This is a genomic window from Nocardiopsis sp. EMB25, assembly GCF_026797795.1.
GTDB classification, from domain to species: domain Bacteria; phylum Actinomycetota; class Actinomycetes; order Streptosporangiales; family Streptosporangiaceae; genus Nocardiopsis; species Nocardiopsis lucentensis.
Map to the genome: position 1 here is coordinate 2,662,410 of NZ_JAMTDN010000001.1, position 13,382 is coordinate 2,675,791.

The window sequence follows — 13,382 nt, forward strand, 5'->3', positions numbered from 1 at the left end:
CATGACCGCACCAGCCTCCCCCGCCACCCATCGCGACCACGCGTTCCTCGCCGCCCTGCTGGACTGGGCGGTGACCGCCCCGGGACGCTCGCACGTGTGGTCGCCCCAGTCGGTCGGCACCGTGCTGGCCCTCCTCGCCTCGGCGGCCGGGGGTCGGGCACGCGACCAACTGTGCAACGTGCTCCTGGCCGACAGCACGTTCCCCGCACCGCCCGGGGCCGACGCCGCCGTGGCCGCGCACCTGGACCTCCTGGACACGGCCGTGCGCGTGGGGGACACGGAGAACATCGTGGCGACCACCGCCCTGTACACCGCCGAGGGGCTGCGGTTGCGGCCGGAGTTCGAGGAACGGATGCTCGGGCTGGTCGGCTCCGAGGTGGCCACGGCCGACTTCGCCCGCGACCCCGAGGGAACCCGGACCGCGATCAACGCCGCGATCGCCGACGCGACCCAGGGGCTGGTCCGCGCCCTCCTGCCCCCGGGGTCGGTCACCCCGCAGACCCTCGCGGTGCTGGCCACCACCCTGTGGGTCCGTCTGCGCTGGGTCATGCCCTTCGATCCGGAGGAGACACGCCCCCGCGTCTTCCACGCGCCCGAGGGCGACCGGGAGGTGCCGATGATGTGGTCCGACGCGTACCTGGAGCACGCCCGTGCCGCCGGGTGGAGCATGGTGAGCCTGGAGGGCGACCAGGACCTGACCCTCGACGTGCTCCTGCCCGACGACCCCTCCGGTGAGCTGCCCGCCCTGACCCCCGACACACTGGCCGAACTGCGTGGGAACACCGTCGACCGCCCGGTCGACCTCTCCCTGCCGCGCTTCCGGTTGGAGCACAGCGTGGACGTGCTCACCGCCCTGCGTGAACTGTCCTTCGACGCGCTGGCCGAGGCCGCCCCCGACCTGCCCGGGATGTGCGACCGACCGGCACGGTTCGACCGCATCCTGCACCGGTCCGTGGTCACCGTGGACGAGGCCGGGGCCGAGGCGGCGGCCGCGACGGCCATGGTGGCGGTTGCAGGGGTGCCGGACGCGCTGCCCGAGCCACCCCCGCCCGTGGAGTTCACCGCGGACCGGCCGTTCGTGTTCGTCCTGCGGCGGGGCGAGGCGATCCTCTTCCTGGGCCGCGTCACCGACCCCGCCGACCCCGGCCCCGCCGCGTCCTGAGCGGCGGACGGGCTCAGGCGTCGAAGACCTCGAACTCGGTGGCCAGCGCCGTCCCCACGCGGCCGCCCGCCTCCGCGGCGGCCTTGGACAGGAAGGACTTCTGGTCGAAGCCGTCGAGGTTGGCCAGGTACACCTCGTGCGCGTCCAGGGAGGCGATCCCCGCCGCCAGGTCGGCCTCGCCCAGCTCCACGTAGTGCGTCGGCCTCGGCGAGGCGCCGAAGGCCACGAACCGCACCCCGGACCACGGTTCGACGCCGTCGCCGAGCTGGTCGGTGAACACCCACCGGTTGGCGGCGTCGCGCACCGCGTCCAGCAGGGCGGGGCCGAGCACCCGGTGGTCGGCGTGGTTGAAGGACGTTCCGCCCGGGAAGGCCTCGCGGAAGTTGATGGAGACGATGACGTCCGGGCGGTGCCGCCGGATCGCGTCGGCGAGCGCGCGCCGCAGCGGCAGGCCGTACTCCAGGGCGCCGTCGGCGAAGTCGAGGAACTCCACCGCCTCGGCGCCCACGGCGGTCGCCGAGGCGCGCTGTTCGGCCATACGCAGGGGGCCGCACTCCTGCGGCGGGAGGCTGTCGATGCCCGCCTCGCCCCGGGTGACCATGAGCTCGACCACGCTCTTGCCCTGGCCGGTCCAGCGGGAGAGCGCCGACGACACCCCGAATTCCAGGTCGTCCGGGTGGGCGACCACCGCCAGGGCACGGTTCCAGTCCTCGGGGAGGGGCCGGGGGGCGCTGTTTTCGTTCATGTCCGTCATGGCATTCACCCTAGAGCGCGCGCCTCCCCGGCACACCGAAAGACGGCCTCAGGAACCGGTGGCACCGCCGGGCGCCGACCCGGCCTGGCCGCCCGGCGCCGAGCCGTTCGGGGAACTCCCGGCACTGCCGTTGCGGGCCGCGCGCTGCTGCGCCGCGCGCGCCTTGACGGCGGCGGCCATCTGCTCCTGGAGCTGCTTGGGCACGGTGATCTCCAGCAGCTCACTGGGCGGTACCGGCTGTTCGCCGCGGACCACCACGATGTTGGCGAACAGCTGCTCGGCCTCGGCCATCACCTCGGGCTTGACGGCGCCCTCTCCGCGGATCACGCCGCGCAGCACCCAGCGCGGACCGTCCACGCCGATGAACCGCACGCGCTGGCCCAACTGCCTGCCGTCCTCGGTGGTCTTGCCCTTGACCGGGACGACCGCCTGGAGTTCGGGGCCGAAGGTGCCCTCGTGCTCCTCGCTCTTGCCGCCCTGCTTGGTGACCTGCTCGCGCAGCTCCTCCCGCATCTCGTCCCACAGCCCGGAGGACTTGGGGGCGGCGAAGGGCTGCACCTGGAGCGCGGTCTTGCCCCTGACGAGGGTCACCCCGATGATCTTCTGCTTGCCCTGGGCGTCCTGGGCGACGTTCACCTGGATCTCGGTGCCCTGTTCCATCGGCAGCCGGATGCTGCCCAGGTCCATCCGCCGCGCCTCGGGGAATTCCTCGGTGGAGTCCCACGGGCCGGTGGCACGGTACCGGTCCGCGTCCTTGACGATCCGCTCGGTCGGTTTGGCGGGCTCGACCTCGTTGTCGAAGGAGACCTCGCCCGCGGCACCCGTCCTCCGGGGCGCCGCCCCGGTCTCCGCGCCTCTCCCGGCCTTGTCGTCCCGCTTCTTACGGCGGCGTCCAAACACGCCCTCACCTCTCCGCTTCCGTTGATCCCGGGTCGCGCCGGGGTTTCGGGGCACCGTCACCGCAGCGCGGCGTGGCCCCCGGTCGAACCGAAACCGCCCACACCGCGCACCGACTCGGGCAGGGAGTCCGCCTCGACGAACTCGACCCGTTCCACGCGCTGGACGACCAGCTGCGCGATGCGGTCACCACGGGACAGCCGCACGGGGGTGTCCCTGTCGGTGTTGATGAGTGTCACCCTGATCTCGCCGCGATACCCCGCGTCGACGGTGCCCGGAGCGTTGACGATCGTCACCCCGCAGCGCGCCGCCAGACCCGAGCGCGGGTGCACGAAGGCGGCGAACCCGTCGGGCAGGGCGATCGCCAGGCCCGTGGGGACCGTGGCCCGCTCCCCCGGCGCCAGGTCGACGTCGACGGCGGTGTACAGGTCGGCGCCCGCGTCACCGGGATGCGCGTATTCGGGCAGGGGAAGACCGGGGTCCAGACGGCGGACCGTGATCGGGATCCGGCCGTCTTCCAGGGATGAGGTACTCACAAGCGTTGAGCCTATCGCTCCCGGGAGGCGGGTCCTGTGTCCGACGGCACCGAGGCGTGGGACGGCGCTCCGAAGCGCGCCGGCGGTACCCGAACGGTTCGTTCGAGTGCCGCCGGCGCGTCGGTTCACTGGTCCTCGGTCGGCTCCGGCAGCGTCACCTCGACGGTGAGTTCGGCCTCGTCGGTGGCCTCGAAGTCGATCCCGGCGGCGCGACCGGCGGCAGCGATGTCACCGCTGGCCGCACGGGCCGACTCGACCTGCTTGCCCGACACCCGGACGCGCTCGACCTCGGCGCGCATGGACAGCTTGGCCTCGGACTTGGCCTTGCGTACCGCGCGCAGGACCTCGGCGGTGGCGGCGAGCACGGCCGGGTCGCCGTCGGCGGCGGCGGTGCGGTACTCGGCGGCGTCCGGCCAGGGCTGGGTGTGCACGGACCCGTCCTGCCACCAGCTCCAGACCTCTTCGGTGACGAAGGGGACGAAGGGCGCGAACAGCCGGTGCAGGGCCCCCAGAGCGATGAGCAGGGCCGCGCGCGCCGAGGCGCCCTGGGGCGACTCGGTGTCGTAGGCGCGGGCCTTGACCAGCTCCAGGTAGTCGTCGCACAGGTCCCAGAAGAAGCGCTCGGTGCGCTCCAGGGCCCGGGTGTGGTCGTAGGCGGCGAAGGCGGCGGTGGCGTCCTCCACCACGTCCGCCAGGGTGGCCAGCATCGCCCGGTCCAGGGGCTCGGTGACCGCGGCCGGGTCGGTGACCGCGCCCTCGCCCGCGACCGACATGACGAACTTGCTGGCGTTGAGGATCTTGATGGACAGCCGTCGGCCGACCTTCATCTGGCCCTCGTCCATGGCGGTGTCGGTGCCCAGACGGCCGCTGGCCGCCCAGTACCGGACCGCGTCGGAGCTGTACTTCTCCAGCAGCGCGATCGGCGTGACGACGTTGCCCTTGGACTTGGACATCTTCTTGCGGTCCGGGTCCAGGATCCAGCCGGAGATGCCGGTGGTGTTCCAGGGCAGGGTGCCGTTCTCGAAGTGGGCGCGCACGACCGTGGAGAACAGCCAGGTCCGGATGATGTCCTGTCCCTGGGGGCGGAAGTCCATCGGGAAGACGCGCTCGAACAGGTCGGGGTCGCGTTCCCAACCGGAGGCGATCTGCGGCGACAGGGAGGAGGTCGCCCAGGTGTCCATGACGTCGGGGTCGCCGATGAAACCGCCCGCCTGGCCGCGCTGCTCCTCGGTGTAGCCTTCGGGCGTCTGCGAGCTGGGGTCGACGGGCAGCTGGTCCTCACCCGGGACGATCGGCTCGTCGTAGCGCGGGTTGCCCTCGGCGTCAAGCGGATACCAGACCGGGAACGGCACGCCGAAGAAGCGCTGGCGGCTGATCAGCCAGTCGCCGTTGAGGCCGCCGACCCAGTTCTCGTACCGCGAGCGCATGTGCTCGGGGTGCCAGACGAGCTCACGGCCGCGCTGGATGAGCTGTTCGCGCAGGTCCTCGTCACGACCGCCGTTGCGGATGTACCACTGGCGGGTGGTGACGATCTCCAGGGGCTTGTCGCCCTTCTCGTAGAACTTCACCGGGTGGGTGATCGGGCTGGGCTCGCCGATCAGGTCGCCGCTGGCGCGCAGGAGCTCGACCATGCGCTCGCGCGCGGTGTGCACGGTGGCGCCGACGAGTGTGGCGTAGGCCTCACGCCCCTCGGGGGACTCCAGACCCTTGGGCGGGTCGGCCATGATGCGGCCGTCCCAGCCGATGATGGGGCGGGTCTCCAGCTGGAGCTCGCGCCACCAGGTGACGTCGGTGATGTCGCCGAAGGTGCAGATCATCGCGGCGCCGGAGCCCTTCTCGGGATCGGCGAGGCGGTGCGGGCGGACGGGGACCTCGACGCCGAAGACCGGTGTGCGCACCGTGGTGCCGAACAGGTCCTGGTATCGCTCGTCGTCGGGGTGGGCGACCAGGGCGACGCAGGCCGCGAGCAGCTCGGGACGGGTGGTCTCGATGTGGACCGGCTCGCCGTCGGGCTTGTGGAAGGCCAGCTTGTGGTAGGCGCTGGGGCGCTCCCGGTCCTCCAGCTCGGCCTGGGCGACGGCGGTGCGGAAGGTGACGTCCCACAGGGTGGGCGCCTCGGCCATGTAGGCCTCGCCGCGGGCCAGGTTGCGCAGGAAGGCGCGCTGGGCGGCGGCGCGGGAGTTGTCGTCGATGGTGGCGTAGGTGTGCCGCCAGTCGACGCTGAGCCCGAGGCGGCGCCAGATCGACTCGAAGACCTTCTCGTCCTCTTCGGTGAGCTGGTCGCACAGCTCGATGAAGTTGCGGCGGGAGATGGGGATCTGCCGCTTGGGGTTGGGCTTGGCCGGGGGCTGGAAGTCCGGGTCGTAGGGGATCGACGGGTCGCAGCGCACGCCGTAGTAGTTCTGGACGCGGCGCTCGGTGGGCAGACCGTTGTCGTCCCAGCCCATCGGGTAGAAGACGGCCTTGCCGTTCATCCGCTGGAAGCGCGCGACGGTGTCGGTGTGCGTGTAGGAGAACACGTGGCCGATGTGCAGCGAGCCCGAGACGGTGGGCGGCGGGGTGTCGATGGAGTAGACGTCCTCGCGGCTGCGGGTGCGGTCGAAGTGGTAGACGCCGGACTCATCCCATACGTCGACCCACTTCGCCTCGATACCGTCCAGCGAAGGCTTGTCGGGCATGCGGAAGGAATGAGAGCGGTTGGTCATGGGGCAATGGTAGTCCGCCGACGACCGTGATCGTTCCGCTTCTTCGCGCCTTCCACAATGACGTCAATACCCCGCCGGGGTGTCATGCGTGCGGGGGGCGTCCGTGAAAAGATCCCCGTACGGATACGACGCGCGCCGGTCGCGCGTCGTCGAAGCCCAACGGAAACGGTGAACGAGACAACATGGCCAAGAAGGACGGCGGTGAACTCGCCCCCGCGCTGCTCGGATTCGTGGCGGGGTTCGCCGCGGAGTACGTCACCCGCAAAGCCCTGACCTTCGCCTGGACACGCGCCACCGGAGAGGAGCCCCCGACGGACCTGGAATCGCCCGAGGTCGGTCTCGGCCGCGCGCTGGGGTGGGCCGTGGTGGCCGGCGTCGGCGTGGAGGTCGCCCGGGTACTGGCCGTGCGCACCGCGCGCAAGGGGCTGGCCCGGTCCGACCGTGACGAGATCGAGGCCTGACCACGCTCCCGGGGCCGTTCGGGCTCCGCCGGGGTTTCTCAGGGCGCGCCGAGCCGCGAGCGAGCGACGAGCGTCAGGCGAGGACGAGCAATCCCCGCTTTCGGGGCGCCCGACTGGAGCGGGCGCCGCGCCGCGGTCGTCCGTTGGTGGCGACGGTCGGGGCGGGGCGAGGCGGCGGACCCGAAGCGAGAACGCCCCGGGAGAGCACGCGGTGGACGGCCCACCGCACGCTTCTCGCGTGTGGTCGGCCGTCCACCGCCGTGCACGTCGTCAGCACCGCCGTGCGGGCCCCAGAACGGGGAGCGGCGGTGTCGCCGCGGACGGGGACGGTGGTCCGCCCCGTCCGGTCAGACGCATTCCTTGCAGATCAGCTGCCTGTCGCGCTGTTCGGCGAGCTGACTGCGGTGGTGCACCAGGAAGCACCGCGCGCAGGTGAACTCGTCGGACTGGCGCGGGAGGACGCGGACCGCGAGCTCCTCGCCGGACAGGTCCGCGCCAGGCAGCTCCAGACCCTCGGCGACCTCGTCGGGGTCGGCGTCGATCGGCCCGGCGCTCTTGTCCGCGCGCCGCGCCTGCAACTCCTGGAGACTGTCCTCGTTGATTTCCTCGTCAGTCTTGCGCGGGCTGTCGTAGTCGGTGGCCATCTCTGCTAACTCCATCCCCCTCGTTCAGTGCCTCGTCGCGCGGGTGTAACGCTTGAGAGACCTTCGTTGTGCCCGGTTCGGCCAATGAGTTTTTCCGACCCCGGCGAACCGTGCCCCCTCCCGGGTCACCGTCCACAGGTCAGCAGCACTCCCGTGGAATCGTGGCCGAAGACGGCCACAGCGGCCGCGCGTCGGCCGGTTCCCCGTGTACTACCCAGCGTCGGGGTTCCCGATAGACCTGAAAACCCTGCTTCCGCCCATCACGGACGAGCGCGGAACACTCCCCCACCGGTGGGCAAGAACCAAGACATGCCCACGTCAGGAGGGATTCCCTCCGTGTCCACGCCCGGGGAAGCATACCCACCCGGAGTCGACGCTCGTGACAGGGGTGGGCGTGTCTTCGGACACGTATAGATACCACGAAGCGTGGCCACGCGCAGCTCGGGTCCGGACCTCAGCGGCGGTCGGCCACCTCACCGGGAGGAACCGGCAGGCACACGGTGACGACGAGTCCGCCGCCCGCGCGCGGCCACGCGGTCACGACGCCGTCGTGGGCGCGCACCACGGACCGGACGATGGACAGTCCGAGGCCGGCGCTGCGCCCCGACCCGACGCGGTCACCGGAACCGCGGCGGAACGGTTCGAAGAGTCCCTCGATCTCGTAGGCGGGGATCACCTTGCCCGAGTTCTCCACCTGGATGGCGGGCCTGCCCTCGTACATGCCGCTGCGGACGGTGATCTCACCCTCGGCGACGTTGTACTTGAGGGCGTTCTCCACGAGGTTGCCCACGAGCCGTTCCAGAAGGACCGGGTCGCCCTCCACAAGCGCTGGGCGCAGGTCCAGGCGCAGCTGGAGGGCTGACTCGGACAGGTCTCCGGCCAGTTGGCTGAGGACCGTCTCGGCGACCTCTCCGAGGTCGACGCGGGTGCGCGACTCCAGTTCCCGGTCGCTCTTGGCCAGGAAGAGGAGGCCGTCGATGAGTCGTTCGTGCCGCGCGTTGGTCTCCAGCAGGGTTTGCCCGACGCTCTTGAGGTCAGCGGAGACGTCCGGCGCGCTGAGCGCCACCTCCAGGAGCGTCCGGTTGATCGCCAACGGGGTGCGCAGCTCGTGTGAGGCGTTGGCGACGAACCGGCGCTGGCCGTCGAAGGCGCGGTCGAGCCGTTCCAGCATCCCGTCGAAGGTGTCGGCGAGTTCGCGGATCTCGTCGTCGGGGCCGGACAGGGCGATGCGTTCGTGCAGGGAGCGTTCGGACAGCCGCCGGGCGATACGGGTGATCTTCTGGAGCGGGGAGAGGGCCCGACCGGCCACCGCGTACCCGAGGGCGACCGCGAGCAGCCCCACCAGGAACAGGGCGAGCAGGGAGAATCGCGTGACGTGGGTGAGCACCTCCTCGATGAGGTAGCTCTGCGTGGCCAGCTGCGAGGCGCTGTCCTCCGCGAGAAGGGCATTGAGCAGGACGGTGACGATGAGGTAGTTCACCAGGACCAGCACCGAGCCCGCGGCGAAGAACAGCATCCCGTAGATGAGGGTGAGCCGCGAGCGCAGGCTGAGGTTGTCCGTGAAGCGGTGCACCCGCTCGGCGGCGGCGGAGCGCTCCGTCCCCTCACCGGAGGGGGCGACGGTGTTGAGCCTGCGCCACGTACCGGTGTCCCCCGGGCGGGTGGGCTCGACCTGGCCCGGTTCCGGCCGTTCCGCCGGTCTCACAGCCGGTACCCCGCACCGGGGACGGTCTGGATGACCGGTGGGTCGCCGAGTTTCTTGCGCAGGGTCATGACCGTGACCCTGACGACGTTGGTGAACGGGTCGGCGTTCTCGTCCCAGGCCTTCTCCAGCAACCCCTCGGCGCTGACCACGGTGCCCCGGGCGCGCATGAGCACCTGCAGGACGGCGAACTCCTTGGGGGTGAGCGGCAGTTCGCGGCCTTCCCGGTAGACCCGGTGGTTGGCGGGGTCGAGCGTGATGCCGTGCCGTTCCAGGACGGGGGGTAGCGGAGGGACCGCGCGGCGGCCCAGGGCGTGCACACGGGCGACGAGCTCGGCGAAGGCGAAGGGCTTGGCCAGGTAGTCGTCGGCGCCCAGGGTCAGCCCGTCCACCTTGTCCTGCACACCGTCGGAGGCGGTGAGCATGAGGATGCGGCCGGTGTAGCTGTCGCCGACCAGTGAGCGGGCGACGTCGTCGCCGTGGGTCCCGGGGAGGTCGCGATCGAGGACGACCACGTCGTAGTCATTGACCGCGACGTACTCCAGGGCGGTGTCACCGTCGTAGACCACGTCGACCGCCATCGACTCGCGTCGGAGCCCGACCGCCACGGTGTCGGCCAGGATCCGTTCGTCTTCGACCACGAGTACGCGCACGTTGACCTTGACCTTCTCAACCTCTGCTGCATGGGAAAAGAAGAGGGGCCGCTGCCGGCGCATCCCCCAACACACCGGCAGCGGCGTTCGTGGCCCCGGCCGCGTCATCCGTTCTCCCACACTCGGGGTAAGGAGGCGGTAAACCCGCCGCGGAATCCGCCGCGGAGGTCCACCTTCCTCACCCCGTGGAGACACGGGCGCTGGGCCGGGGGCATTGCTTCCCTGCTTCGCACGGGGAGCCGCCGCCGACGAATCCCCCAACCGTCGGCGGCGGCCCAACCCCGCACATCTCAAATCTGACACATCAAGAATAAGAAACAAGTAAGCCCCAGGCCCACAAGGAAAATGTGTCATGTGACACCCGCCTGTGCACCGTCATGGGGTCGTGCCCGGGACACGGACTCCGATGACGCGAAACCGGGGGTGGTGGTTTGGTTTGGCTTCCGGTGCGGTAGGGGTAGTAGACGCACGCGTGGACACCGGCCCCGGGCCGGACCGCGACGGGCACCGCGCCACACCGATGTGGCGTCATCGCATCGCGCGGACACGCTGTCGTGCGCTGACGGCTTTCCACCAGGGCATCCGTATGCCCTGGTGCCGACCCCTGAAAGAGGTGTCATGGGCGAGTTCCTCGCAGAGATCAAGGTCCGGATCAACGAGACCTCCCGGTCGCTCCGCTCGGCTCAGGCCGCCGGGGACGACTTCCTCGCCGACACACACGCGTCGGAGCTGGAGGACCTGTACCGGATCGCGGCTCGCAACGGCATCGACACCCGCTGCTGACGCGGGTTCGACGGCCCTGAACCGGACCCCCCGGAAGGGCCACGTACTCGGGGCGGGGTGGACCGCGGTCCGCCCCGCCCCTCGTGTGTCGCCCCGGGGCCGGAGCGCCCCCGGCCCCGGACCCCTCAGCCGTCCGTGTCGGCGCCCAGCGGGGCCAGCAGGCGGTCGAGGGCCTCGTACAGCTCGGGCCGCGCCGCGATCACCAGATCCCCGCTGGGCGGCCCGCCCGCGACCCCGCCCACGCGCACGCCCGCCTCACTGGCGACCAGCCCGGGCGCGGCCCAGTCCCAGGGGTTGAGCCCGCGCTCGTAGTAGGCGTCGCAGCGGCCGGTGGCCAAACCGGTCAGGTCCACGGCGGCCGCACCACAGCGCCGGATGTCGCGGACCCGGGGAAGCACCTCCAGCAGGACCCTGGCCTGCTGGGCCCGCCGCTCGGGGGAGTACCCGAAACCGGTGGCCACCAGGGCCCGGTCGAGCGGAACCGCGTCCGGAGCGCTCAGGGCCACCCCGTTGCGGCGGGAGCCGTGCCCGAGGACCGCCTCGAACATCTCCGCGCGCGAGGGCACGTTCACGGCCCCCGCCACGACCCGGCCGTCGACCTCCGCCGCGATCGCCACCGCCCAGTCGGGGCTCCCGTACAGGTAGTTGACCGTCCCGTCGATCGGGTCGACGATCCACCGCACACCGCTGGTGCCGCTCTCGCCACCGCCCTCCTCGCCCAGGATCGCGTCGTCGGGGCGGGCCTCCAGCAGACGCGTGCGGATGAGCTCCTCAGTGGCCCGGTCCATCTTGGTGACGACGTCGGTGGGGCTGGACTTGGTGTCGAGTACGGTGACGCCCTTCTGTCCCTCGGCGGCGAGCTCTCCCGCCTCGGCCGCCACGCGCACGGCGAGTGCGCGCAGCTCCTCGGGGTCGGGCGGATGGTGGGTGGTACTCACGTGTGGTCCCCCGTTCGTGGGTCGCGTGCGGTGTGGAGCGCGGTCGGGGCGTGCGCGGGCACGCCCCGGGGTCGGGCCGCGGGCCACGTCCTACAGGAGTCCGGGCCTGGTCCACTCCTTGCCGTGGACGTGGTGGTCCAGGAAGGCGAAGATCGTCTCGTACCAGATCCTGGCGTTGCCGGGTTTGAGGATCCAGTGGTTCTCGTCCGGGAAGTAGAGGAACTTGGCGTCCACCTCGTGCAGGAGCAGGTCGCGCCACAGCCGCATGCCCTCCGAGATGGGCACGCGGTAGTCCTTGTCGCCGTGGATGACGAGCATGGGCGTGCGGATGCGGTCGGCGTGCAGGTGCGGTGAGTTCAGCGTGTAGCGCTCGGGTTGGGCGAGCGGGGTCCCGAACTCCCGCTCCCACGCCGCCGGGTGGTCGGTGACGCTGCTGAAGCCGTCCAGTGCCCACAGGGAGGCGTGCGAGATGATGGCCCGGAACCGGTCGGTGTGTCCGGCGATCCAGTTGGCCATGTACCCGCCGAAGGAGCCGCCCATCATGGCGGTGCGGTCGGCGTCGATGTCCTCGCGCCCCTCGGCGGCGTCGGTGATGGCCATGACGTCGGCGTGGGTGCGCGGCCCCCACGCCCCCCAGGCACGGCGCAGCATCCGCTGCCCGTACCCGGTGGACAGGGCCGGGTCCGGCAGCAGGACCGCGTAACCGCGCGCGGCGAGCAGCCACGGGTTCCAGCGCCAGGACCATCCGTTGAAGCTCATGTAGGGACCGCCGTGCACCCAGAGCATCAGCGGTGCGGGGGATTCGGCCGAGGCCTCCTCGGGAAGCACGAGCCAAGAGCGGATCCGCTCGCCGTCGTCGGCCGTGGTCTCGATCTCGGTCAGGGTGCCGGGCATGGTCAGCTCGGATCCGGGCGTGCGCAGGGGCTCGGGGGCGCTGTCGGTGGCCGCCGCGTCCAGGCGCACGGGCGCGGGCGGCGCGTCCCAGGCGTCGCGCAGCGCGAACACGTGGCGGCCGTCTGGCGAGGGGTTGAGCGCGCTGTAGGCGCCGTGGTCGCCCGTGAGGCGGGTCAGGGCACCGGTGTCCAGGTCGACGCGGAAGACCGGTCTGCGGCCGTTCTGGTCAGCGACGAGGAAGACGGCCCGGGAGTCGGGCGCCCACGCGTAGTCGCGCGGCCAGAGCTCGTGGTCGGGCAGCAGGTCACGACCCTCTCCCGTGGCGAGATCGACCAGCCAGAGGGTGTGGTCGCGGGGTTCGCCGTCGTAGCTGCCCGCCGAGCCGCGGGTGAGGAGGACGTGGCGGCCGTCCGGGGAGACCCGTGGTCCGTCGAAATCGTACTCGGGGTCGCTGGCCAGGACACGGCGCTCGCCGGTGGCGGTGTCGACGGCGACGACGTCGGTGCGGTCGGTGCCCCGTCCGGTGGGGACACACCACTCGGTGATCAGGGCCGACCCGTCGGGGGTGAGCTCTCCGGAGGCGTTCAGCAGGGCCATCCCGGCGTCAGGGGTCAGGTCCCGGTGCTCGCCCAGGCCCGACTCGTCGTCGGCGGGCGGTCCGGCGACCAGGTAGCGGGGGTGGTCCGGGCCGATGTCGCTGTCCCAGTAGCGAATGGGCAGGGCCTCGTGGAGGATCGCGGTGACCCCGGCTTCCTCACGGGCCTTGCGCGCCTCCCGGTCGGCCTCGGCGGTCTCGCTGCCGGGGTGGACGTCGGCGGTGAAGGCCACCAGGCCGGAGTCGCGCGCGACGGTGAAGGAGGAGACACCGCCGGGGCGGGAGGCGACCTGACGGGCCTCGCCGCCCCCGGTGGGCAGCAGCCACAGCGCGGCGCCCGGGGCGCTGTCGGAGGCGGCGTCGGGGTCGGGGCGGCCGGAGGTGAACAGGACGGACCCGTCGGGGAGGAACCCGGCGGCGCTCTCTCCCTTGGCGGAACGGGTCAGCCGCCGGGGCGCGCTCCCGCCCTCGGACTCGGGGGCGACGTCGATCTCCCACAGGGCGCTGTGGAAGGACGTGCCGTCGGGGGCGAGCCCGCTGACGGGCGCCACGAGGCGGGTGCCGTCCGGGGACAGGCGCAGCCCGTTGACACGGCGGAGACGGACGTATTCCGGTAGTTCATACCAGGAACGAACCAAGGCGAATCCTCCTGAACCGT

General features: G+C 71.6%; 12 protein-coding genes. 3 read left to right on the forward strand and 9 right to left on the reverse strand.

Translation table 11 applies throughout. The features are described 5' to 3' along the window. The first annotated feature begins 1 nt into the window (after position 1). Complete coding sequence (locus KIK06_RS11395; RefSeq protein ID WP_268643141.1) at positions 2 to 1,162, forward strand: serpin family protein; 1,161 nt, start codon at positions 2 to 4, stop codon at positions 1,160 to 1,162. A 13-nt stretch (positions 1,163 to 1,175) separates the two neighbouring features. Here the strand turns inward: KIK06_RS11395 and KIK06_RS11400 are convergent, their stop codons facing one another. The 4 genes from KIK06_RS11400 to valS all read right to left on the reverse strand — a co-directional run bounded on the left by KIK06_RS11400 (position 1,176) and on the right by valS (position 6,054). Further along, positions 1,176 to 1,916: a PIG-L deacetylase family protein gene (locus KIK06_RS11400; protein WP_017598329.1), complete on the reverse strand. Its 741-nt coding sequence runs from the start codon at positions 1,914 to 1,916 to the stop codon at positions 1,176 to 1,178. 48 nt (positions 1,917 to 1,964) lie between these two features. Further along, positions 1,965 to 2,816 carry a DUF3710 domain-containing protein gene (locus tag KIK06_RS11405; RefSeq protein WP_017598330.1) on the reverse strand — a complete coding sequence of 284 codons (852 nt, stop codon included), beginning with the start codon at positions 2,814 to 2,816 and terminating at the stop codon, positions 1,965 to 1,967. A 56-nt stretch (positions 2,817 to 2,872) separates the two neighbouring features. After that, complete coding sequence (dut, locus tag KIK06_RS11410; protein ID WP_017598331.1) at positions 2,873 to 3,349, reverse strand: dUTP diphosphatase; 477 nt, start codon at positions 3,347 to 3,349, stop codon at positions 2,873 to 2,875. Positions 3,350 to 3,474: 125 nt separating this feature from the next. Further along, positions 3,475 to 6,054 carry a valine--tRNA ligase gene (valS, locus tag KIK06_RS11415; protein WP_017598332.1) on the reverse strand — a complete coding sequence of 860 codons (2,580 nt, stop codon included), beginning with the start codon at positions 6,052 to 6,054 and terminating at the stop codon, positions 3,475 to 3,477. A 182-nt stretch (positions 6,055 to 6,236) separates the two neighbouring features. Here valS and KIK06_RS11420 point away from each other — a divergent pair, with 182 nt between their 5' ends. After that, positions 6,237 to 6,515: a DUF4235 domain-containing protein gene (locus KIK06_RS11420; RefSeq protein ID WP_017598333.1), complete on the forward strand. Its 279-nt coding sequence runs from the start codon at positions 6,237 to 6,239 to the stop codon at positions 6,513 to 6,515. Positions 6,516 to 6,862: 347 nt separating this feature from the next. Here KIK06_RS11420 and KIK06_RS11425 read toward each other — a convergent pair whose 3' ends face one another. The 3 genes from KIK06_RS11425 to KIK06_RS11435 form a co-directional block, all read right to left on the reverse strand. Continuing rightward, positions 6,863 to 7,159 (reverse strand): DUF4193 domain-containing protein, encoded by a 297-nt coding sequence (locus KIK06_RS11425; protein WP_017598334.1) that lies wholly within the window; start codon positions 7,157 to 7,159, stop codon positions 6,863 to 6,865. Positions 7,160 to 7,613: 454 nt separating this feature from the next. Then, positions 7,614 to 8,864, reverse strand: coding sequence for a sensor histidine kinase (locus KIK06_RS11430; RefSeq protein WP_268643142.1), 1,251 nt, complete (start codon positions 8,862 to 8,864; stop codon positions 7,614 to 7,616). Continuing rightward, on the reverse strand, positions 8,861 to 9,514 hold the full coding sequence (locus KIK06_RS11435; protein WP_017598336.1) for a response regulator transcription factor: 654 nt from the start codon (positions 9,512 to 9,514) through the stop codon (positions 8,861 to 8,863). Before KIK06_RS11435 ends, KIK06_RS11430 begins: the two co-directional genes overlap by 4 nt. Positions 9,515 to 10,132: 618 nt before the next feature. Between KIK06_RS11435 and KIK06_RS11440 the strand changes: the two genes are divergently transcribed. Next, the gene (locus tag KIK06_RS11440; RefSeq protein WP_017598337.1) at positions 10,133 to 10,297 is read left to right on the forward strand and encodes a hypothetical protein; all 165 of its coding nucleotides are present in this window, start codon (positions 10,133 to 10,135) and stop codon (positions 10,295 to 10,297) included. A gap of 125 nt (positions 10,298 to 10,422) precedes the next feature. Here the strand turns inward: KIK06_RS11440 and KIK06_RS11445 are convergent, their stop codons facing one another. Both KIK06_RS11445 and KIK06_RS11450 read right to left on the reverse strand, forming a co-directional pair. Next, positions 10,423 to 11,235 (reverse strand): inositol monophosphatase family protein, encoded by an 813-nt coding sequence (locus KIK06_RS11445; protein WP_268643143.1) that lies wholly within the window; start codon positions 11,233 to 11,235, stop codon positions 10,423 to 10,425. Positions 11,236 to 11,325: 90 nt separating this feature from the next. Further along, the gene (locus tag KIK06_RS11450) at positions 11,326 to 13,362 is read right to left on the reverse strand and encodes a S9 family peptidase (RefSeq protein WP_268643144.1); all 2,037 of its coding nucleotides are present in this window, start codon (positions 13,360 to 13,362) and stop codon (positions 11,326 to 11,328) included. Positions 13,363 to 13,382: the final 20 nt, after the last annotated feature.

What these genes read in the sequence shown, in the direction of transcription:
- KIK06_RS11400 (WP_017598329.1), bottom strand. Translation starts at nt 1,916, where the DNA reads ATGACGGACATGAACGAAAACAGCGCCCCCCGGCCCCTCCCCGAGGAC.
- KIK06_RS11395 (WP_268643141.1), top strand. Translation starts at nt 2, where the DNA reads ATGACCGCACCAGCCTCCCCCGCCACCCATCGCGACCACGCGTTCCTC.
- KIK06_RS11425 (WP_017598334.1), bottom strand. Translation starts at nt 7,159, where the DNA reads ATGGCCACCGACTACGACAGCCCGCGCAAGACTGACGAGGAAATCAAC.
- KIK06_RS11440 (WP_017598337.1), top strand. Translation starts at nt 10,133, where the DNA reads ATGGGCGAGTTCCTCGCAGAGATCAAGGTCCGGATCAACGAGACCTCC.
- KIK06_RS11420 (WP_017598333.1), top strand. Translation starts at nt 6,237, where the DNA reads ATGGCCAAGAAGGACGGCGGTGAACTCGCCCCCGCGCTGCTCGGATTC.
- valS (WP_017598332.1), bottom strand. Translation starts at nt 6,054, where the DNA reads ATGACCAACCGCTCTCATTCCTTCCGCATGCCCGACAAGCCTTCGCTG.